We start from the raw sequence: 21,962 nt of genomic DNA, 5'->3' as shown, positions 1-21,962 counted from the left end.
TCACTGTTAACTGATTTCAGTGCGATCGCATATTTGTTCCACAGAAATAGAAATATCTGGAAAAGCGAGAGGTTGAATTGTTCCGGTACTCAAGGTTTGTTTTGTCGCATATTCTCCATCTAGGATGTCTCTAAACACCACTAAATGGAACTTTTTGAGATTTACAACCCAATATTCTAAAATACCTGCTGCGGCGTAAATTTTGGGTTTTAATTCCAAGTCTTTATCTAAACTAGAATTAGCATACTCAATTAACCAGTAAATATTTTCTGGATAGGGATGATGTTCTCGATACTCCCGTCCCAAAAGTTGGACAATGGCTATATCTGGTTCCGGTTCCGAGTCGTTGGGTAAAGTAATGGGTTTAGCTTGACGAATTTTAGCGCGACTACCCAATAATTTTGCTAAATATTCACCACCTTCATCACTACAATAAGCATGGGGTTCTCCTTCTGGCGACATTTCAACAATTTCTCCTTCCAGTAATTCCACCTTGCGGTCATCTAAAATACCAGAGTCAATCATGCTGTGATATTCGTCAAGCGTCCACTTAGCCACAATCACATTCATGACGATTGATTCCTCCCAATGATTCTTTCATCTACTATACACCTGACCTGATTCAGCCTGTGATTTCCTGTAATTCCTCTTCTGGATAGTAGCAGTAAAGACAAAACTATCCCAATATATATAGCAGTTACTAATCAGATGAGGTAAATCATAGCCCCCTCCTCGCTTGCGGGGAGGGGGTTGGGGGTGGGGTTGTTGTAAAACATATTATTCTATGGGAAACCCAGGAATTAAACTATCAATTTCTTGCATTAAGCTCAAAGTTTCTGTTAAAGCAACAACGATTTTTTGATAATGAATAATTTCATCATCAGACAATAGCCGATGAGCATTTTTTCTATCTTTCAACCATTTATCTAATACTTGATATCCACCTATTTTAAATTCCCAAATATGTTGAGCAATATCTGTAAAATAACTCTGTTTATTGATATATACTCTTTGCAATTCTGAATTATAGGTAACTTCAGTAACTTGATTATTTCCCTGATTTGCAAATGTGGTAATTAAATTATTCAGCGTGGTAGATTTCATTAAATGTAAATTGACTAATTCTTCTCCTTTTTCAGCTAATGAGTTAAATAATTCCCGGTTACTGATTAAAGGAAGACGCGGAAAATCAATCTTCAGAAATTCAGCGTATCTACTGCGATAGGTGGGACTATGAAAAATAGCATAAGCATAATAAAATATTTTTTCTGGGTTTAGTGTTTTACCAAGTTTGTTTTTTATAGCTTCTAAAAATTTGGGGGATAGGTTAGGAGTTTTTTCTATGAAAAGATTAGTTTGTTTATTTTCTATATTAGGGTAGATATAAAGAGGTGCTAAAGTCATTGTTCCTTTATTGCTGTAAAAAGCACGATTATCTACAATACAATCAGAAACCATAAAATGATTATATGTATCATTTAAAGCTACTTGACGCATACAAACCAAAGCTAAGTTATCTTTTTGGAAAATATTATCCATAACTTCTTTTTTAGGAAGTTCTACAACATCTTGGTGGTGATAATAAAATCTTGTATCAAAAGGACGATATAGACAAGTAGTAAAATAATATTTCCAGTCTTGACTATGGAATAGTGATTTTCTTTTAGCAGTAATTTTCCAATCACGAGTATCTCGCAGATTATAAATATGAGATATATTTTCATCTGTGATACTTAAATCTCTAAAATCGCCTATTCTTTTAGACAGTTGTTCAAATTCAAAATCTATAACAAAATGATCTCGATGAGTTTTGATTCCTGTTGAATTTACAGGAAAAATATCTGTAACACTCCAACCTTGATTATATTCCGTTGCTAAATCAAAATCTTTCGGTGTAAAAAAGTAATTAGGTGCTGTTGGTTGTAACTCTATCCAGTCAAGATTATTTAAACTAGCAGATTCCAAAAACCTATATTTTTCTTCACGACTTCCCCAGAGATCATAATATAACACCTTCGCCATTTCCTTCACACCATCTCTGGATTTATAAGCAGTAGAAAAATAATCAGGTTCGCTTTTTTCCCGCACAGCAATCAAAATTGCTACTCCTTGCTGAATATCAAAAACATTTTGATCAACATTTCCTTCTGGTGTAGTTTCTTTTAATAAAGAATTACCATGCAAATCCATTATATATAATGTATCGAAATACTTTAATAATTCCTCTCTCATTCCCCGATGAATTAAACCATTGAGATAGGAATGATTAGTAATAAAGCCAATAATACCATACCCTTTGGGCGTTTTTTGAATTTGATATTGAGCAAAACGAATAAATTTAATATAATCATCATCTAAAGGTTGAATATTCTTTTCTTTTTCTAACCTAACTCGACCTTTATATAATTCTAAAAGTTCGCCAATATGGGTTAACTCAGTAATAGTTTTACCAGCTTTCCCAGTTTTATATTTCTTATTCCAAGCTGAACCAGTATATTCAACATCAGCTAAATATTTCTCATCTTGATTTAAGATTCTTTTGCGTTTACTCGCATTTTGCGAACTAACAGAATAAGGAGGATTTCCTAATACCACCATTACCGGAACTTCTGTTTTCACTTTTCCCGCTTGACTTGACTCTTCCGCAATAATTTGGGTAATACCAGGAATTAAATCACCTTGTTTTATTCCTTCCTCCAACGCATTTGTTAAATAAACTTTTAATCTTTCATCTGGGGAAAATTTATAACCTAAATCTCCTAATAATAAACCTAATTTTAAATGTGCTATGGTATAAGGAGTCATCAATAACTCAAAACCAAAGAGACGATTTACAAGTTTCGCATCTCTTAAAAAATTATTCCATTTATCAATTCCATATTTAGCAACATTATCTCGAATTTGTTTAATAACTGCATATAAAAATGTTCCTGTACCTGTTGCGGGGTCAAGAATAGTTACTTTGCGATTTCCTAAACCATATTGTAAATCAAAAATGTCTTCATTTTCTAAAATATCATTAACAACACGAACTATAAAATTAACTACAGGTTCAGGAGTGTAATAAACTCCGCGACTTTTTCTTAATTTAGCTTCATAAGCTGCTAAAAATGTTTCATAAAAGTGAATAACTGGGTCTTCTGTCCGGGTTTCTTGTCCAAAGGTTTCTAAAATATTGGTCATGTCAACTGTATTTAGTAACTCTACTAAATTTTCAATTGACTTATGAATTTTGCTAACGCTATCAGTAGCAATAACTATATCAAACAAACCTTTTAAAAAAGGGATTCTATCACTAATATAAATACTGGCTGTTGTGCGGTTAAATACAAATTCTCCAGGGTTTTTCGCATGACCAATTCTAGCGGTAAATAAACCATAAGCTATGGTTTGAGCATACATATCAGCAAAGCTTTGATTATCTATATCCAGAATCAATATTTGTTTAAATGTTTCTTTTAATTGATGTAATTGTTCTGTGGATGTTTCTTTTTCCAAAGATAAGAAAATAGCAGTTCTAATAGTTTTAGTATAATCTGCCATTTGTTGAGCCAAATCATAATAGTTATTAATATCTTTGGCTTTTTGATCGAGAAATAATTGCAGTAATTCTTCAATGGGTTGTAAATCATCAACTAGGATAATTTCACCTTGTTCTAAATGAGCTAGTTGAGCAGTTTTTTCACATTCTCCATCTACATACCAACGAAATTCGAGATAATTAGTTAAAATCAAGTTATAACCAATGTTTGATTCTAAATAACGTTTGAGTTGTTCTGTTTTTTCGGTTTTATCTAAATCAACATTAATATCTTTAGCTTCTATATGTCCTAAAAGTCTGTCATTTTTTCTGATGGTAAAATCAGGAGTACCTTCTTGATTTCCTTTTTCTTCAATTCCGGCATTAATTCCAATCATTAAACCTTTAATCAGTCGTTGTAAACTGGGGTAATGACTGCGTTCTCCACCGCGTTTAATGTTTGTTTCTAGGTCTTGGATATAGTTGGTAAATTCTGTCATGGCTATGAGGACATGATGATTATCTGTAATAATTCAGAGTAATTATTTTAAAGTACGAATAAACTATTATATAGCCAATCCTATTTGATTTATTAATTTATCGTTAGTAGTAACGCACCAAAGCCTTAAGAATGGTGCGTTACGCTGCGCTAACACACCCTACTGCTTGTACCTCACTTGAAACAGATGTGTTTAATTGATTAGTTATTAGTAAAAAAAATAGGGATGGTATCAACCATCCCCATTCATCTCAAATTCAATTCAAAATCTTACAGTTGTGGTACAAACTGATTTTTTTCAGGTAATTCAGCGTACTCAGCGACAATTTGGCGGAATTCTTCGCCGTCAATGGTTTCTTTTTCAATGAGCAAATCTACTAGGCGATCGCAGACAGTACGATGATCACGCATAATTTGTTTAGCGTTGTCGTAACACTTTTCTACAATTTCGCGGACTTGAGCATCAATGCGAGCCGCAATGGATTCAGAATACTCAGAACGGGTTGTCCAATCACGACCCAAGAAGACTTCACCCTGTTGGCTTTCCAGCGATAAAGGTCCTAAGTCAGACATCCCAAAGCGGGTGACCATTTGGCGAGCCATTCCTGATAACTGCTGCAAGTCTCCACCTGCGCCAGTTGTGACTTCCGCCGCACCAAATACCACTTCTTCCGCCGCGCGTCCACCCAAGGCCCCTGTAATTCTGGCTTTGAGTTGAGAACGAGAAATTAATCCTTGTTCTTCGTTGGGAGTAAACCAAGTTAAACCTTGTGCTTGTCCCCTGGGGATGAGGGTAACTTTTTGTACGGGGTCATGTTCTTTTAACAAAGTCCCGACTAAAGCGTGTCCGACTTCATGGTAAGCAATCAAGCGCTTGCTTTTGCTGTCTACCAATGGAGTACCTTCCATACCTGCAACTACTCTATCCACTGCATCATCAATTTCGTGGATGGTGATGCTTTCTTTGCGCCTTCTAGCGGTGAGAATTGCGGCTTCGTTGAGTAAGTTAGCTAAATCTGCACCTGTGAAACCAGGAGTCCGGCGGGCGATCGCATCTAAAGATACACTAGGATCAAGTTTCTTATTCCGAGAGTGGACTTGTAAAACTTCCAAACGTCCTTTAATATCCGGTGCATCCACAGTTACTTGGCGGTCAAAACGACCAGGACGCAACAATGCTGAGTCTAGGACATCAGGACGGTTGGTAGCAGCAATAATAATAATGCCGGTGTTGCCTTCAAAGCCATCCATCTCGGTGAGCAATTGGTTGAGGGTTTGCTCTCTTTCATCATTACCGCCACCAATACCAGCACCCCGTTGGCGACCCACAGCGTCAATTTCATCAATAAAGATGATACAGGGAGCGTTATCTTTAGCTTTCTTGAACAAATCGCGGACACGGGAAGCACCCACACCGACGAACATTTCCACAAATTCTGAACCGGAAATGCTGAAGAAAGGTACACCAGCTTCACCGGAGATTGCTTTAGCTAGTAAAGTTTTACCAGTTCCTGGAGGGCCAATTAACAACACTCCTTTAGGAATACGTGCGCCTACAGCCGTAAACTTTTCTGGCTGTTTTAGGAAAGTTACAACTTCTTGTAGTTCTTCTTTAGCTTCTTCAATACCTGCTACGTCGTCAAATTTGACTCCGGTTTTGGCTTCCATTTGGAAACGAGCTTTAGATTTGCCAAAGTTCATCGCTTGACCAGGGCCACCGGGCATATTACTAGAGCGACGGAACAAAAAGAACAATCCAGTAATCAATAAAATTGGAAAAATTAGATTCCCCAACAGTCCCCAAATAGCGCCATCATTACGCATGGGGTGGGCATCAAAACTAATGTTTTTTTCTTTGAGCTTGGTAATTAACTCAGGAGAATTAATTGGCAGATCCACCCGCCACCGTTGCACACGATCTTCGATATCTTGATCGTTAGCTTCGACAATTGCCGTTCTGCCGCCTTCATATAGATCCACACTGGTAACACGGTTAGCGTCCAAGTATTCCAGAAAGCGACCATAAGTCATGCGGGTATTAGCTGTATTTCTACTCATGTCAGCAGGAGCGCCAGCAAACGCCCCTTGCCAGAAGAAAAAGCCAATTACCAAAGCAGGCAATGTCCAGAGTACCGCGACTCTCCAGGAGAATTTCATTTTAATTTGCCTCTAGATGCCAATACAATTAACCGTCTCTAGCAACCGATGATCTGATCACCTGTCACTAGATAGGTGTGCCATTTTGTTTAATTTGATCTTTGATCCTAAATCGCTATCGCCATAAGGGCCTGACGGCGATGTCAAAAAGTATCTTAATTAAAGTTAACTTAATTTTAATACAACTTTGCACAAGACGGGAAGGAACTCCGGCAACAAAAGGACATATAAAACTACCACAACCCATATATCACGGTTATTGCAGGATTTCTAGACCACCTAAAAATTTTATGAGGACTGAGTGGAGAATGGAAATTTATGTGTTTTACCTTGTAAAGATGCGATCGCTCGCCTCACTACTGAACTTCTGTAATGTGTAACGTATAGGGAAAATACTTGTCTTTTTCGTATGAACCCACCCAAATTTCGTAAATTCCCGGTAGCCATTCCCCTACCATGCCAGGATTTTTGTCCTCAAAATCGTCATTACACCAAGTTCCCCCAGGGCCTTTGATCATGATTGTGGTATCTTGAGGACTTTCTATTAGTAGCTTCAGATACTCAAATCCACTGGTTAAGTGTAAGGTATGTGCTGGAGTTTGATCGACAAAGCCAGTACACGGGCCTGTGGGAGTTTTAGCTCGCCCAGCTACTTCTCTACCTGTTACTGAACCGCCACTCATACCCCTAACTGTCAAAGGGTCTGGAGAAAATTTTTGGTTGATCGTGATGTCTCCAAATATCGGTGGTGTTTCTTGACCATTGGCTACGCTATTAATTACTGATGTAATGCCGAGCGTAATGATCATCAACGATAATCTGATCCCTTGGTTTAGCGATATGTTCGACATTGTAGTTACATAATTTGCTCAGTGTTTTGTGATGACACGAATTTTACACAGTAAGTTCCCTGGATGAGGGATTGGGGATTGGGTATTTGAAAATCTTTCCACACTCCCCACATTCCCCACACCCCGGCTTCTTAATTAGTGGCGATCGCTTGCTGTAAACGTGACTTATCTAAACTAATCTGATTCAGGAGTAACCAAGATTGAATTAGATCGGGGCCATGAACATCTCCAGTTAAAGCGGCTCTGAGCGATCGCATCACTACGCCTTTCTTGAGTTTTTGCTCTTTCACCACCTGCTTAATAATCTCTTGGGCGGTGGTTTCCGAAAATTCTGGCTGACTTTCCACTGCTGCGAGAATCGCCTGAAGCGCCAAGGCTGAACCTTCTTTTTGCAGTTGTTCCCTAGCTTCTGCGGTCAACTCTACTGTGGGGGTAAAGAAAGGTTGACTCATAGCCACAGCATCTACCAGACGAGTTAAACTCTGGCTGAGTAAAGTTACTAACTGCTCTAACCAAGGGCGTTCTCTTCCTTCCCCAAATGTAAATCCGGCTGCTTCCCAAAAGGGGATAATTAAATCTGTCAGTTGGTCTATAGGCATATTATGCAGATACTGACTATTCAACCAATCCAATTTTGCCCAGTCAAATTTAGCACCAGCTTTGTTTACCCGCTCAAAGCTAAAGTTTTGCGCTGCGGTTTCCAATGTGAATATTTCTTCAGTGGATTCTGGTGGAGACCAACCCAGCAAAGTCATATAATTAACTAAAGCTTCCGCCGTAAAGCCCATATTCTGAAAATCAGTAATGGAAGTGACTCCATCCCGTTTAGAAAGCTTGCGCCCTTCCATATTCAAAATCAGAGGCGTGTGAGAAAATTCTGGAATTGTTGTCGCTCCCAAAGCTTCATATAACAGAATTTGCTTGGCGGTGTTAGCAATATGATCTTCTCCCCGGATGACATGACTAATTTGCATATCAATGTCATCAACTACAACTACAAAGTTGTACAGTGGTTGACCAATACCTGCTTCGGAAGCGCGGGCGATGACCATATCTCCACCCAAATCACTACCGCGCCAAGTCATGGTTCCCCTGACTAAATCATTCCACACAATTTCTCGGTCATCAGCAATTTTAAACCGAATTACACAGCTACGCCCTTCAGCTTTAAAAGCTGCTTCTTGTTCTGGGGTGAGGTGACGGTGGCGATTGTCGTAACGGGGAGCTTCGTTTCTGGCTTTCTGAGATGTTCTCAGGGCTTCTAGTTCTTCTGAAGTAGTGTAGCAGCGATAAGCTAAACCTTGTGCTAAAAGTTTTTCTACCGCCTCTTTATACATATCCAGGCGTTGGGACTGAAAAAATGGCCCTTCATCCCAGTTCAGTCCTAACCAGCGAAAACCCGCGAGAATATTTTCTGTATATTCGGGGCGCGATCGCTCTAAGTCTGTATCTTCAATGCGGAGAATAAATTTTCCGCCGTGGTGGTGGGCAAATAGCCAGTTAAATACAGCAGTTCTGGCTGTACCAATATGTAAATTACCGGTTGGACTCGGTGCAATACGGACTCTAATCGTCACAATTATTTCTCTCTTTCACAAAGCATGATCAATGTGCCTATACAAATAAATATCCCCAGTCAGATATATATTACTGCTAGGGAGTTCAAAAATTATTACTCGCTATGATAACGGGACTGACGGGGCTCGAACCCGCAACTTCCGCCGTGACAGGGCGGTGCTCTAACCAATTGAACTACAGTCCCTTGATTTCCAACTTCACTATTATGGCTGTTCTGCCTTAAATTGTCAAGTATTTTTTCCTAATAAATTCAGATACTTTTTAATAGCTTTTTATAGACCAAGTTAATCAAATCTTTATTAACACACAATTTAAACTTTGTCAACGTAATGGCGTTGATTGCAGCATTTGCGATTGCATCTGTTTATACTGTTGTCTTAAAAGGTTTTTGCTGATACCAGCTTGATTTGAGGGTGGTAGACTTTTACTCTCTGTTACCCAGGTTTTTAACATTTGCCTTTGTCCCTGTGGGATATAGCTACTGAGAACACTAGCGCAGGAATGGGGTGATTCTAGGGTAAAGCAAATTACCGGATAACGTTCATGAGTGGCTAATGAATCAACTAGTTGACGATTATGGGGATTTTGCAGATCCAGGTAACAGGGTAACCACTTAAAACCAAGAGTTGGAGCATAGATGATTGTCACCCATAGCAACATGGGATGGGGCGATTTCAGCCAGATAAATTGGTTATGGATCTGACAACCAGAACGTTGATGAATTTCTTGTTCCGATAACATCAGACAGATTGTGGCGACACTTTGCTGTGGAGTATTCAGCAGATGGGGAAAAACAATTTCCTGGATGGGTTTATTTTTCGGCCATCTGATTTGCCAACATTGTTTTTCTATGGCTGGGAGTAAACCAGAAACTAGCGGTTCATAGTTATGGGATTTCGCGGCTAAGGGTTGCGGCGCAGCATGAGATAGAGATGCTTCTACACTGTTGATCACTTGCAATATTTTTGTCATATTTTGAGGGCGATCGCTTGGTGCTTTTGCCAGACAAGCCATAATTAAATCATTGATTTCCGGTGGTAATTGGAGTTCGGGTTTGACTTGGGCGATCGCTCGCGGCGCTTCAAATAGATGAGCTTTATACCAAGCACCAAATAAATCTGTCTCTGGTTCCCAAGGTTTTTTACCTGTCAGCATTTCAAACATCATCACACCCAAACTATAAATATCAGAGCGGCTATCCAATTCTCCTTCATCTAATTGTTCGGGTGAAGCATAAGGTAGAGTTCCATGAAATTTTTGATTTCTGCTAATTTTGGCACTCTTTTTCAAAAAACCTGCTATGCCAAAATCCAAAATTTTTACTAACTCTCCTAACATTGGATCAGGAACCACTAATATATTCGCTGGTTTGATATCTCTATGAATTAAAGGACATATTTCACCATGAATGTTAATACCTTGATGGGCGGATTGTAATCCCCAACAAATTTGCCGGATCAGATGTAAAAATTTAGGTAAAGACATGGGAATTAAATCCTTTAAAATTTTGCCATTGAGATATTCCATGACATAAAAAGGTTTCCCGGCTTCATTCACACCATAATCATGCGCTCGTACAATATGTAAGCTTTTTTGACTCAAGGCTGCACTCACTAGAGCTTCATGAATAAAAGCCTGTTTAACTTTGGGACTAGAAACAGTTTGACTCAAAAATTTCACCGCAACTGGTATACCACCCAGCAAAATATCATTAGCTAAAAAAACCTCCCCCATTCCCCCTCTGGCTATCAACTTCTTTATTTGATAGCGGTTGGCGAGCAAATCTCTCTCTTGTGCAGAAGCAAATGTATTGTGGTTCACTGTTACCACCTTTTTGATTGCCACACTATTAAACTAGTCTATAATTTATAATATAGCTAGTATAACTATTGGCTTAATCAGTGACTAGTGTTTTTGGCGATGAGAGAAATTTTGCATAAATTGACATAATAAATGTGAAGCCCAAGTTTTCCAAGGATTTTTTTCCTCTGGGGTAGTAGCTCCAATGTTTTTGAGTATTCTCAATTTAAATTTTTTATATTCTGCTTTCAACATATTTTTAGCCTGGGTAGAAGAAATCAATTCATAGGCTTTGGGTTTGAGCATAAGCCAATCAGTTAGTTGTTGACGCTGGCTATCTGTTAAATTTAAAGTCATTACATGAGCGCAACGATCAGGTTCTTCCATCGCAAAAAATAGCAAATAATAGTATCCCGTATCGGCTAAAGCCTGGATGATCTTTTTTCCGCGATTATCTCTCATATCTAGGAAAAAAGATAGCCAACGTATAAGAGAAGACTGATTGTCAAATAGTACAGTTACCCATAATAACATAGGATATATATCCATTTTACCAATCAATTCAGTCCGATGTTTTTTTTGGATAAGTTGTGCAATTTCTGCTTTGGGTAGCATAGCCCAAAAAGTTGGCAATATACCTTCTTTGCTATGTAATAAGTGAGGAAAAGCAATAGGAGCAATTGGTTGATGCTTCGGCCAAGTTTTTTTCCAACACTCTTTTTCTGATGAAATGACAGGTACTAATTTTACAGCAGATGAATTTTCTATAATTTTCCTATTCTCAGGAGTCTGACTATGAATAATTTTTAATTGAACCTGTTTAAAAGTTGCTAAAATTTTATTAATATTTTCCGGGCGATCGCTGCGTTTTTTTGCTAAACAACTCAACACTAATTGTTGTAACTCTAATGGTATTATTACCTCTGGGTTAACTTCCTCAAACCCTAGTGGTTTTTGAAAGTGATGAGTATGATACCAAGTACCAAAAGAGTGGCTTAGAGTTTGAAATGGATGTTTTCCTGTGAGCATTTCAAACATTAAAATACCTAAACTATAGATATCAGAGCGGACATCGAGTGATTTACTTCCTTCCATGTGTTCTGGAGAACAGTACGGTAAACTACCAATAAAAGAATCAGTCAGTGTTACTCCACTGCGTTCAGTTAAAAACTTGGCGATTCCAAAATCAAGAATCCGCACGATTTCGCCTTGTTTAACATCTTCAGTAATAAATATATTTTCTGGTTTGATATCTCGATGTAGAATCGGATAAGTTTTACCTTTGAAGCTAATCCCTTGGTGAGCTTGCTGTAAACCTAAACAAATTTGATAAGAAATATATAAAAATCTTTTAATTCCTAATGGCTCGACTGTGAGGATTTTTTTTAAATTTTTACCTTGAAGATACTCCATTACATAAAAAGGAGTTTTATCATCTGTCATCCCATAACCTAAAACACGGACAATATTTTTACTTTTACGACCCAACTGAGCGCCAATAAAAATTTCTCTAGCAAAGCGTTGGGATATTTTTTCACTTCCTAGACTGACTACTAGAATTTTGACAGCAACTTCGATCCGTCCTTTGGCTAAATCTTCTGCTAGGTAAACTCTACCCATTCCTCCTTTACCAATCAAACTTTTTATTAAATAGCGATTATTTAAAAAATTGCCAATATAAACATCTGTTTCGCTTTTTGGCTGCGGCATATTAGGAAAGATTATGCTATAAAATAATTTATTAACTTAAAATTATATCAATCTTTGGGTAAATATAGCAATGATATTTTTGATAAATCATCAAGTCTTAAGACATCGGTAAACTTTAAACAACAGGTGCGCCACAGTTCTCCTCTAGCATTTCTCTCTGACTTGGTTTACTGAAAGTATTTGGTGGTATGGGGTACAGGAAGTTTATTCAATTTTTGACTACCCCATATTAGCTATCATGGGCAAATGTCATTAAATTTTACAGATGACATTGGTGAAAAAGTCTTAACTTTCAGGCTATAAAATGGGAATTAAGCTCCGGAAAAATCTCTTGATTGGTGATTCTAACTTGATTTTAAAAGCGAGAATTTGGTTACGTTGCAAAGACTGAAAATTGTCATCACTAATTAGTATTAATGAGCGGTATCCATCAGGTAGCTGAGGACCAAGGGTTAAGCCTTCTATATTATCTAATAGTACATCTAGAGTTCTCAAATCAAGTAGTATTTTTTTCTCAACTGGTTTGATTTTTCGGGAGTTAACTGCTAGAAGACTGTGAATATCTTGAATTTCATCAGCACCTGCTAAGGAAACCTGAAATAGGGAAATAGCTAAACCCCAGCCAGTAAAAGACCGTTCTATACTCAGAAAGTGACCATGATTATCTAAGGCTAGTAAATCAGGTAATCCACTAGCAAATTTACCTGTTAAGTTGAGGAATTGTGCGACTGGTTCAGTTTGGTACAAAAATTCTTTTTCTGGTAGATTAGTTAGTAGATTGTACTGTAAAATCCGGCAACGAGTAGGAAGATTAGGTTTAGCTGCTGGGCCATCTTGAATGAGAGCATTTTCTGTGGCTGTAAATAAATGCTGATTGTCTGGTGTAATGGTGAGACTTTCAAAGGCTAAGTTGTTACGGATACCTTGGGGAGGGTTGGTTTCTGGTAAAAATTTATCTGATATGGATAATGTTTTGAGTAATTTACCAGAAGTAAGGGAAAATTCTTTAATAAAGGGATTAATTAATTTTCTGACATCACCTTCTGAGGAAATAAAGAGAGTATCGCGGTTAGTAAAAGTAATACCCTCTGTATCGGTTTCGCTAGGAGGAAAGGGTTGATTATCTTGATTGAAGAGAGTGGTTACACCGACAGTCACAACATCACTATTTTGGAGTGTGTCTTTGCTCAAGTCTATTTTTAGGGTATAAAATCTGGGTGGTGCTTTCTGTCCCCGGTCGTCAGAGATGGCATAATAAATATCTTTTTTAGTATCATAGGTAATTCCCGATAATCCGCCAATTTCTGTGTTTTGAAAGTTTGTTTTTTGCGGTATTGTGGCTTCTCCCATGAATTTAATTTCACTAACTTCTAGGGAATTTATATAGGAATTATTCAGTAAGAAGCTGACGATGATAATGGGAATAATAATGTAAATAATTAACGGGTAAATGAACTTTTTTTTAATTAGCTTCATCTGCTGTTTAACAGTTATTTTAATGAGGTTAAAATGGTGCGTTGTGCTGTTGGACAACACACGCTACTTTAATTGCCAAAGGTATTATAAAATTAGCGGAGGTAGGAACGATGTTGTTTACGGCGTTTTTTGGTCAATTTGTTGAATAATAGGCGGAATTGGTTTGTATTCTGTTCAGGAGAAGTTGGGGAGTCTGTAGTGGTTTTTGATTTGTTTCTCCAGTGGTCAATTGAGTAAATATTGAAGTTGTGTCCAGCGAGTAAGATAAACAGTACTAAACCGTAACTAATCATGGATGTAGCAGCACCCCAGTTTTGGACGGAGGTGACACCCATTTTCAGGATAATCATTAAGATAAATGTGGCGATGAGGGCGCTACGAGTTGCTAAACCAATGGTGATTAATATTCCGACGATTAACTCTACTGGGGGAACGAGGTATGAGTTAATTCTGACGAGAAATGAGGGAAAGTAAGAATCTTGGAGTTGTTCTACTATACCTTCGGCAAATCCGGGAATATCGAAGATGCGGGTAAATCCATGATTGAAGTAGTTGACACCAATGAGAATTCGCAGTAGTAGGTAAGCGATCGCAATATCTTGGGGTTTGAGACTGATGTGAGTTTGATGATCTTTCATGGTTCTAAATGTCTGAAATAGTCAAAATTAAACGGACGGCGCGATCGCCTAGTAGATATGTATACAACCAAGTGAGTAGAACAAACAAGCGACTCCGGTATCCTGGTAAATATATTAAGTGAACGGCTAACCACATTAGCCAAGGTAATAAACCTGTCAATTCAAAGTTACCAATTTTACATACCCCAGAATAGCAGCCGATAATAGCTAATCTCCCTTTGTTGAAGTAGCTAAAGGGTTGGGGTGATTTACCTCGCAGTTGTCGTTGAATATTACGGGCGACTCTGACACCTTGCTGAAGTGCTTCGGGCGCAACTCCAGATAAGGGGATATGATTTGGCTCTATGTGTGATAAATCACCAATAGCATAGACGTTGGAATGTTCTTGTAGTTGTAAGGTGGGGTGAACTAATAATTTGCCTTTTTTGGCGATGGGTATCTCCTGAGATGTTTGGGGAACGTTGGCTTCTGACCCCGCAGTCCAAATTACTGTGGCGCTGGGAATGACTTCCTTGTTATCCAAATATACGGATGCTGGTGTGACTTGGCTAACTCTGGTTTTTAGGTAAATTTCTACTCCCAATTTAGTGAGTTTTTTGTAGGTATAAACTCCCAGCTTTTCGGGAAATTCTCGTAGTAGGCGATCGCCTGACTGGACTAAAATTAATCTCACTGACTGTAAATCTAGTGTGGGATAATCTCGGCGCAATTTACCCCGTAACATTTCTATGACACCACCAGCCATTTCTACCCCTGTCGCACCACCTCCAACAATGGTAAATGTTAGTAGTTGTTGGCGGATATCTGGATCTAATTCTTGACTAGCCAATTCCAAACAAGACAAAATCCGATGGCGTAATCTCACAGATGCTGCTAAATTCCCTATGGGAAAAGCGTATTCTGCTGCGCCAGTCACACCTAAATACTGAGTTTTGCTACCAGTAGCCAGTACTAAAAAATCATAGGCGATCGCACAACCATCTGTTTGCACAATTTGGGCTGTAAAATCAATACGCTGGACTTCCGCCCATAAAAACCGAGTTTTAGGCTGCTTCTGATATCTTTTCCCTGAAAACCGCCGTAAAATTGTGCGAATTGGGTAAGCAATATACTCTGGTTCTAATTGACTGGTGGCTACTTGATAAAGCAGTGGAACAAAAGTGTGATAATTATGACGATCAATTAAACAGACATCTAACCCAGAACTAGCTAATGATTGGGCTACTTGCAATCCACCAAATCCAGCGCCAACTATGACAATGCGGGGAGTTTTCAAATTTCCTCTCCTAATTCAGCTAGTTGGTTAAGTTTATATACACTATATTAATTTTTATCTCTAAACAAAAAATCTTACCCTCTACTAGAGGTAGAAAATTTTATCTGTAAAACTCTCTAAGTCAGTTCTCATGGATAGAATAAAATGGTAACAGCACAAAGATTTCAATTTTTAGCTGCTAAGAATCGTTAATCTTACACTCAGAAGATTATGTACACCTACCCAAATTTAACCTCAATCCTATCTTCCTTATCATCTTTAACTGTTTCAGAGTTAAAAGTGCTTCAGGAAAATATTGATGCGATTATCACTACAAAAAACGGAGGAAATAATCAGATAAATGTATCACATACATCTGAAGGTTATATATCTATTGATAAAACTCTAATTTCTCCAGAAATTTATAGTCTTATTTCTATATCCTTAAACCCCGCACCTATGGATAATTTAGGTTTATTTATAGAAAAATTAGAACAATTAAAAAATCCTCTAAATCAAAAGTCTCCCCCTGTGAAAAAACCTGAGCGTCCTTTAGGTGTATGGAAAGGAAAAGTCAAAATGACAGATGATTTCGACGAATTATCAAGCGATATTCTTTCTGAATTTGGTATGGAAGAATAATGAAACTATTGCTTGATACTTGCGCTTTAATCTGGGCGCTTGAGGATCATCCCTGTCTTTTACCTGAAGCACGTCAACAAATTGCTGATTCTGCAAATCAAGTATTCGTTAGTGCAGCTAGTGCGTGGGAAATTGAAATAAAAAAGCAGAAAGGAAAACTTGATTGTCCTGGTGATTTATTAGAAGCTATAATTTTTAGTCAGTTTAATTTTCTATCAATAACAGTTCCTCATGCGATCAAAGCAGGTTCTTTACCTCCATACCATAACGACCCTTTTGATAGAATATTGATCGCACAAGCAATGTTAGAAAAAATGATTTTAGTAACTAGTGACACTAAAATAATAGGGCAGTATGGGGTTGCATTTTTGCTGGCTAAAAAAATATAAACGTTACATTTTTTGAGAATCATCGCAGTTTCACGAAAATTAAAAAATTCGCCAACTAGATTCATTTTCCACAAATTCCACAAACCAATCTTTCACACTACGAGTAGCGCGACAATCATCCTCGTTATAACTTTGAATAACTTCTAACAAAGTGCGATCGCCTGTTTCCAGCCACTGATCATACCAATAAATACATTTAGCACCGCTAGCTTCTTTTTCTCGCCATTCAAAGCCTAACCACCTAGCAATGGCTTTCAGGGCGTAACTTTCTATAGGTAAAGCCACAGTCTTAGTTAATTGTTCATATATATCCACAAACCGATTTAACACCGGACGCACGGAAGAATTGGGAGTTTTGTAAAGTTTCGCCAGACGTTTCACCGTATCAACTTCGTACACACAAAAATGATAAATTGGCGCATGGGGATATTGCCAAACCAAATCTAGAAACTGTCGCCAAATTAACTCTTCATCTTCTGGGCCTTCAGCCAAAAATGAATGAAATGTTTCTGTATTAGCTTGCTTATCAACAACCAAAATCCCCAAGAGATAATCTAAATCCAAATCTGGCTGTGCTTCAATATCAAAATACATTTCGACAGGAGAGGTAATAATAATATCCTCTCTTGGTAAGGCATCAGGTAAAATAAAAGGTCGTTGATGCAATACAGACTGAGCCTGTACAATCAGCTTAGGTGCAACAATCCGATCAAAACCGGGAAGATTTTCCAGAATCACAGCACTGGTATCAGCGAGAGATGCTACTGTATTGATGGACAAAGCTTGGAGTTGATTGTAGCGAACAGGTGTGACTCCTGGTAATAAAGAAAGGTGTTGCTGTGATTGGGCGATCGCATAACATTGATTATACCAATGGCAAAAATTGCACTTCTGGCGGGAAATAAAGACTTCTGGCGGTTCTGATAACTCCAATGCTTGGATATACTCCAGCAAAATCCCCTGCATTTGTGGTATCCATTTAGATAAATCCACTGAGTAATTTCGCTCTTGACCACGTAAGACTAACCAAGCCGTTTCTGGAATTTTTAACTGCACCTTAGCCAATACTTGAGCGTGAAACGCCGCCACAATTTGATATTCCTGCTTAGGACGCTTCCCCAATTCGATATTTGTGGGTACATAGACCCAATCGCCAAACCGAGACTCACCAGGTTGTTTGACTAGTAAATCGGGACGGCTGAGAAAAGTGTATTCAGGAGATTTAGCACTGAGGGAAACATCTTGATCTTCCCCATCTACCAAATTGTCGTAATTGCCTAACAGCACACCGCGATAAATGTACGTAACGCCACGCTGCATCAAGTCTAAAGTTGCTGCTTCACCTGCTTTCCAGTCCCCCCGTGGAAAATCTGGTTTGTGATAATCACTCAAGTCTGCCAAAATACTCATACGATGAGCGACTTTATCTTGTTGTAACTTGAGTAGCAACTCATTAGGAGCTTCACGCTGGGGTCTATCGCCGTGAGCATCTAGGACAGGTCGGCGTTTACAGCGTTGATATTGCAGTAGGTGTTCAGCATTGATTAACATTCCTTTAAGTTAACAAGAATTGCCTAAATCTGGTTGCGAACCCAAGAACACTTTTATAGCTGGGGAGTAGGGAGTTACTTCGACTCCGCTCAGTAACCGGGGGAGTAGGGAGTAGGGTAAAAGCCTTTTGGTGTCTAACTTTTATGATCAGTTTATGTCCTAACTTCCTTGGCGGTTGCTATAAAACTCATTTCTTAGTGTACTGTGTGGTTCCTTTTCTCTTAACTTTTATAGGACTTACGCAAGAACTCTCTGAAACCCTCTTTACTTCGTGTCCTTTGTGTCCTTCTCCCAGGGGGAGACGCTACGCGAACGTGGTTCGTTTTTTCATAATTTTGCGTAAGTCCTGTTTTAAAACAATCCCTATTTTGAAGTAATTATGACTAATATTTCTACGACACAAACCAAATTAGAGCAACATCGCGCCCAATTTCCCGCTTTAGGAAATAAGACTTATCTTAATTATGGTGGACAAGGGCCGATGCCTCAAGGGGCGATGGATGCCATTACTCAAGTGGAAGCTGATATTCAAAATCTTGGACCTTTTGGGAATGAAGCCTACGCCAAAGTTAGCGAGGCTAATAAAAATCTCCGTAATGCGATCGCCTCCTATTTACAAGCACCACCAGAAACCATTACCCTGACTGAAGATGTCACAGTGGGCTGTAATATTGCCATGTGGGGTATTGACTGGCGGGCTGGTGATCACATATTACTTTCCGATTGCGAACACCCAGGAGTAATTGCAACATCCCAAGAAATCGCCCGCAGATTTGCAGTAGAAGTTAGCACCTGTCCCCTCAAGGAAACTTTGAACGCCGGCGATCCTGTAACAGTCATTGCGGAAAACTTACGCCCCCAAACTCGTCTAGTAATTTTAAGTCATGTCTTCTGGAACACCGGACAAGTTTTACCTATTGACAAAATAGTAGAAGTATGCAAAAAGAATAATTCCTTAGTATTAGTCGATGCTGCCCAATCTGTGGGTTTATTACCCTTAAATTTAACGGCATTGGGGGCAGATTTTTACGCCTTTACAGGTCACAAATGGTTATGTGGTCCGGCGGGTGTGGGTGGTTTATATGTCAGTCCCGCAGCGAGAGAAAAATTACAACCGACATTTATTGGCTTGCGTGGTGTGGTTGTGGATAGTCACAGTCAACCTGTGAAATGGCAACCCGATGGTAGAAGATATGAGGTATCAACCTCCGGGACTTCATTATATGTTGGTTTAACTCAGGCGATCGCCATTCATCAGCAATGGGGAACCCCAGAACAACGTTATCAGCAAATCTGCCGTAACAGTGAATATCTGTGGCGAAAATTATCACAGCTACCCAATGTCAAATGTCTGCGAACCTCTCCACCAGAAAGCGGGATAGTTTCCTTTCAACTCACCCATTCACAACCCGGAGTGCATTTCCAGTTAGTGCAATTCTTAGAAACCCAAAAAATATTAACCCGAACAATTGCTGACCCTGATTGTATCCGTGCGACTGTCCATTACTTAACTTTAGAATCAGAACTAGACCAGTTAATTGAGGGTGTACAAAAGTTTGTAAATAATCCCAATTCTTGATTAGCGCGGAATTATCGAACCACAAAGGACGCAAAGTACACAAAGAAAGAAAGAAAGAAAGAAAGAAGTTCTACTCCCACACTCCCCACACCCCCCACACTCCCCACACCTCCCACACTCCCCACACTCCCTACTCTGCGGAATTTTCCTGAGAAAATTGCTTGTGGATGCTTTGACTGTCTTCTCCATTAGCTGCAATGGCTGTCATCACATAGTTAATGGAGTTGTCGGAGAAGGGAATTCGCAGGTGGAAAGTACCATCTGATTTAATTTTGATGGGTTTCCCCGCAACATTGACTGTTGCACCCGGTTCTGTTGATCCGTGGATAATTAATTCAGCATCTGCGACAAACCAAAAGTCTGTTTGAGGGCGGTTGAAGACTCTAATTGTTTCTGAACGGCTGATCATCTCCCAGCTATTGGCTTCATTCATATATCCAAGTTCGGCCATGTAGTCTTGATCTGTGGCGGAAATTGCTACATAGCGATCGCGTGTGATGTCGTCGCATTCATACTGCTGTACTAGTTGCGGAGTCTGATAACTCAAGTCTATATCTGTGACATTATACAACCGCAGATATAGTCGGGAGATGTTCTTCTTTTCGAGTATTTGCTTGTCGGTTATGGAAATATACCAAGTTGCATAAGCCCATTTAGGTGTGCGAGATTTCAATACCACATTACTCGGATGATTTGTCTGGGGTAACTCGATAAATGTGGTTTCTTCTAGGTCTAGATTTTCTGCTGTGGTGTCTTTGAGGGGTGTACTAAAGACGCGAATTCGATTAGAACGGGCAATTCTTACCCAGCGTTCGCCTATGGTGATATAACCGATTTCCGCGATATAATCATGATCGCTTTGAGGAATACCAATATATTTCTCTTCTATTCTTGGCTCTAGTTGATACTCCTGAACCACTTGGGGAGTCTGATAGCTCAAGTCTATATCTGTGACATCATACAACCGCAGCCCTAATTGAGAAATGCCATTATTTTCCAAGGTTTCCTGACAATTTTGATCAAGATACCAAGTTGCATAAGCCCATTCTGCGTTCCGAGGTTTAAGAACAATACTTTGCTCCCCATCAAGATTAATCAGGGGGCTAGCAGTGGTGTCTCCTAGCGATGTAGCAAAGACCCTGACTCTGGGAGAACGGGCAATTATTACCCAGCGTTCGCCTGGGATGACATAACCGATTTCCGTGATATAATCACGATCGCTTTGGGGAATACTAATATATTTCTCTTCTATTCCTGGCTCTAATTCATACTGCTGTAATAGTTGGGGAGTTTGATAACTCAAGTCTATATCTGTGACATCATACAACCGCAGATATAGTTGAGAAATGCTATTATTTTGTAATATTTTCTGACAACTTTCCTCAATATACCAAGTTACATAAGCCCATTCTGCATTCCGGGGTTGGAGAGAAATACTGCGTTCCCCATCCAGATTGATCGGGTCTACTGTCGTATCTTCCTGGGGTGTAGCAAAGACTCGAACCCTTGAAGAAGCCGCAATTGTTACCCAGCGTTCGCCTGTGGTGACATAACCTATTTCCGCTACATAATCACGATCAGACTGAGGAATAGGGATATAACGTTCTATTTCTGAATTTAATTCATACTGCTGTAATAGTTGACGAGTTTGATAACTCAAGTCTATATCTGTGACATCATACAACCGCAGATATAATTGAGAAATGCCATTATTTTGTAGTATTTTCTGACAACTTTCCTCAATATACCAAGTCACGTAAGCCCATTCTGCATTTCTGGGATGGAGAACAATACTGCATTCCCCATCTAGATCAATCTCTGGGGTTCGTGTATTAGTCTGAGATTCTTCGCTACTTTTCTCTAAAAAAGCGACATTATCTGCAAAAATATCTTTTTCTTCTGGCGGAGAAGACACTATTTCATCTGGGATAGGTTCGGCTGCATCCGCGACATTATTTAAAATATCTTCCGTAATATCTGGGAGTGGGGGCGGTGTAGTTGTCTCCTGATCATCCCACGGATGCAAGATCCCCTCATCAGCAATACCTGATTCTGGTGTATTGTGATCATCGTCTGGGTCAGACCACAAACTAGCTGCGGCTTCCATTTCTCCAGCTAAATCTGATTCTTCAGCAATACTTGATTCTGGTGTATTGTGATTATCTTCTGGGTCAGACCACAAACTAGCTACGGCGGCTTCCATTTCCCCAGCTAAATCTGATTCTTCAGCAATACTTGATTCTGGTGTATTGTGATCATCGTCTGGGTCAGACCACAAACTAGCTGCGGCGGCTTCCATTTCCCCAGCTAAATCTGA

At 39.1% G+C, this 21,962-nt stretch carries 15 protein-coding genes and 1 tRNA gene; 3 read left to right on the top strand and 13 right to left on the bottom strand.

Translation table 11 applies throughout. The features are described from left to right. Positions 1 to 6: 6 nt before the first annotated feature. The 11 genes from VB620_RS01080 to VB620_RS01030 form a co-directional block, all read right to left on the bottom strand. Positions 7 to 570 (bottom strand): Uma2 family endonuclease, encoded by a 564-nt coding sequence (locus VB620_RS01080; RefSeq protein ID WP_323194271.1) that lies wholly within the window; start codon positions 568 to 570, stop codon positions 7 to 9. 207 nt (positions 571 to 777) lie between these two features. After that, a complete protein-coding gene (locus VB620_RS01075) occupies positions 778 to 4,020 on the bottom strand; it encodes a type ISP restriction/modification enzyme (RefSeq protein ID WP_407674172.1) in 3,243 nt (1,080 codons plus the stop codon). 269 nt (positions 4,021 to 4,289) lie between these two features. Further along, entirely contained in the window at positions 4,290 to 6,176 is a 1,887-nt protein-coding gene (gene ftsH2 / locus VB620_RS01070) for an ATP-dependent zinc metalloprotease FtsH2 (RefSeq protein WP_323194269.1), read from the bottom strand. Positions 6,177 to 6,532: 356 nt separating this feature from the next. Next, on the bottom strand, positions 6,533 to 7,027 hold the full coding sequence (locus tag VB620_RS01065; protein ID WP_323194268.1) for a hypothetical protein: 495 nt from the start codon (positions 7,025 to 7,027) through the stop codon (positions 6,533 to 6,535). Positions 7,028 to 7,158: 131 nt separating this feature from the next. Next, positions 7,159 to 8,604, bottom strand: a complete 1,446-nt coding sequence (gltX, locus tag VB620_RS01060; protein WP_323194267.1) for a glutamate--tRNA ligase — start codon at positions 8,602 to 8,604, stop codon at positions 7,159 to 7,161. Between the two features lie 111 nt (positions 8,605 to 8,715). After that, a tRNA-Asp gene (locus VB620_RS01055) sits at positions 8,716 to 8,789 on the bottom strand. A gap of 137 nt (positions 8,790 to 8,926) precedes the next feature. Continuing rightward, positions 8,927 to 10,426 carry a serine/threonine protein kinase gene (locus VB620_RS01050; protein ID WP_323194266.1) on the bottom strand — a complete coding sequence of 500 codons (1,500 nt, stop codon included), beginning with the start codon at positions 10,424 to 10,426 and terminating at the stop codon, positions 8,927 to 8,929. Between the two features lie 84 nt (positions 10,427 to 10,510). Continuing rightward, entirely contained in the window at positions 10,511 to 12,115 is a 1,605-nt protein-coding gene (locus VB620_RS01045; protein WP_323194265.1) for a serine/threonine protein kinase, read from the bottom strand. A 297-nt stretch (positions 12,116 to 12,412) separates the two neighbouring features. Then, positions 12,413 to 13,591 (bottom strand): esterase-like activity of phytase family protein, encoded by a 1,179-nt coding sequence (locus tag VB620_RS01040; protein WP_323194264.1) that lies wholly within the window; start codon positions 13,589 to 13,591, stop codon positions 12,413 to 12,415. Between the two features lie 92 nt (positions 13,592 to 13,683). Beyond that, positions 13,684 to 14,229 (bottom strand): DoxX family protein, encoded by a 546-nt coding sequence (locus tag VB620_RS01035; protein WP_323194263.1) that lies wholly within the window; start codon positions 14,227 to 14,229, stop codon positions 13,684 to 13,686. 4 nt (positions 14,230 to 14,233) lie between these two features. Then, the gene (locus VB620_RS01030; RefSeq protein ID WP_323194262.1) at positions 14,234 to 15,505 is read right to left on the bottom strand and encodes an NAD(P)/FAD-dependent oxidoreductase; all 1,272 of its coding nucleotides are present in this window, start codon (positions 15,503 to 15,505) and stop codon (positions 14,234 to 14,236) included. Between the two features lie 210 nt (positions 15,506 to 15,715). Here VB620_RS01030 and VB620_RS01025 point away from each other — a divergent pair, with 210 nt between their 5' ends. Further along, positions 15,716 to 16,126 carry a hypothetical protein gene (locus tag VB620_RS01025; protein ID WP_323194261.1) on the top strand — a complete coding sequence of 137 codons (411 nt, stop codon included), beginning with the start codon at positions 15,716 to 15,718 and terminating at the stop codon, positions 16,124 to 16,126. Beyond that, positions 16,126 to 16,515, top strand: a complete 390-nt coding sequence (locus VB620_RS01020) for a type II toxin-antitoxin system VapC family toxin (protein WP_323194260.1) — start codon at positions 16,126 to 16,128, stop codon at positions 16,513 to 16,515. The genes VB620_RS01025 and VB620_RS01020 overlap by 1 nt, the downstream gene beginning before the upstream one ends. Positions 16,516 to 16,554: 39 nt before the next feature. Here VB620_RS01020 and VB620_RS01015 read toward each other — a convergent pair whose 3' ends face one another. Beyond that, positions 16,555 to 18,066, bottom strand: a complete 1,512-nt coding sequence (locus tag VB620_RS01015; RefSeq protein WP_323194259.1) for a TM0106 family RecB-like putative nuclease — start codon at positions 18,064 to 18,066, stop codon at positions 16,555 to 16,557. A 379-nt stretch (positions 18,067 to 18,445) separates the two neighbouring features. Between VB620_RS01015 and VB620_RS01010 the strand changes: the two genes are divergently transcribed. Further along, positions 18,446 to 19,645, top strand: a complete 1,200-nt coding sequence (locus tag VB620_RS01010; RefSeq protein WP_323194258.1) for an aminotransferase class V-fold PLP-dependent enzyme — start codon at positions 18,446 to 18,448, stop codon at positions 19,643 to 19,645. A gap of 130 nt (positions 19,646 to 19,775) precedes the next feature. Here VB620_RS01010 and VB620_RS01005 read toward each other — a convergent pair. Next, the coding region (locus VB620_RS01005) for a DUF4912 domain-containing protein (RefSeq protein WP_323194257.1) at positions 19,776 to 21,962 on the bottom strand (2,187 nt) is incomplete at its 5' end.

The sequence above is a fragment of the Nodularia harveyana UHCC-0300 genome, from assembly GCF_034931085.1.
GTDB lineage: Bacteria > Cyanobacteriota > Cyanobacteriia > Cyanobacteriales > Nostocaceae > Nodularia > Nodularia harveyana.
The sequence above is the reverse complement of the archived record's forward strand: the minus strand, read 5'-3'. Positions and strand labels throughout refer to the sequence as shown.

Excerpts from the sequence above, each read along its gene's own strand:
- VB620_RS01080 (WP_323194271.1), bottom strand. The coding sequence starts at position 570 with ATGAATGTGATTGTGGCTAAGTGGACGCTTGACGAATATCACAGCATG.
- VB620_RS01075 (WP_407674172.1), bottom strand. The coding sequence starts at position 4,020 with ATGACAGAATTTACCAACTATATCCAAGACCTAGAAACAAACATTAAA.
- ftsH2 (WP_323194269.1), bottom strand. The coding sequence starts at position 6,176 with ATGAAATTCTCCTGGAGAGTCGCGGTACTCTGGACATTGCCTGCTTTG.
- VB620_RS01065 (WP_323194268.1), bottom strand. The coding sequence starts at position 7,027 with ATGTCGAACATATCGCTAAACCAAGGGATCAGATTATCGTTGATGATC.
- VB620_RS01045 (WP_323194265.1), bottom strand. The coding sequence starts at position 12,115 with ATGCCGCAGCCAAAAAGCGAAACAGATGTTTATATTGGCAATTTTTTA.
- VB620_RS01040 (WP_323194264.1), bottom strand. The coding sequence starts at position 13,591 with ATGAAGCTAATTAAAAAAAAGTTCATTTACCCGTTAATTATTTACATT.
- VB620_RS01035 (WP_323194263.1), bottom strand. The coding sequence starts at position 14,229 with ATGAAAGATCATCAAACTCACATCAGTCTCAAACCCCAAGATATTGCG.
- VB620_RS01025 (WP_323194261.1), top strand. The coding sequence starts at position 15,716 with ATGTACACCTACCCAAATTTAACCTCAATCCTATCTTCCTTATCATCT.
- VB620_RS01020 (WP_323194260.1), top strand. The coding sequence starts at position 16,126 with ATGAAACTATTGCTTGATACTTGCGCTTTAATCTGGGCGCTTGAGGAT.
- VB620_RS01015 (WP_323194259.1), bottom strand. The coding sequence starts at position 18,066 with ATGTTAATCAATGCTGAACACCTACTGCAATATCAACGCTGTAAACGC.
- VB620_RS01010 (WP_323194258.1), top strand. The coding sequence starts at position 18,446 with ATGACTAATATTTCTACGACACAAACCAAATTAGAGCAACATCGCGCC.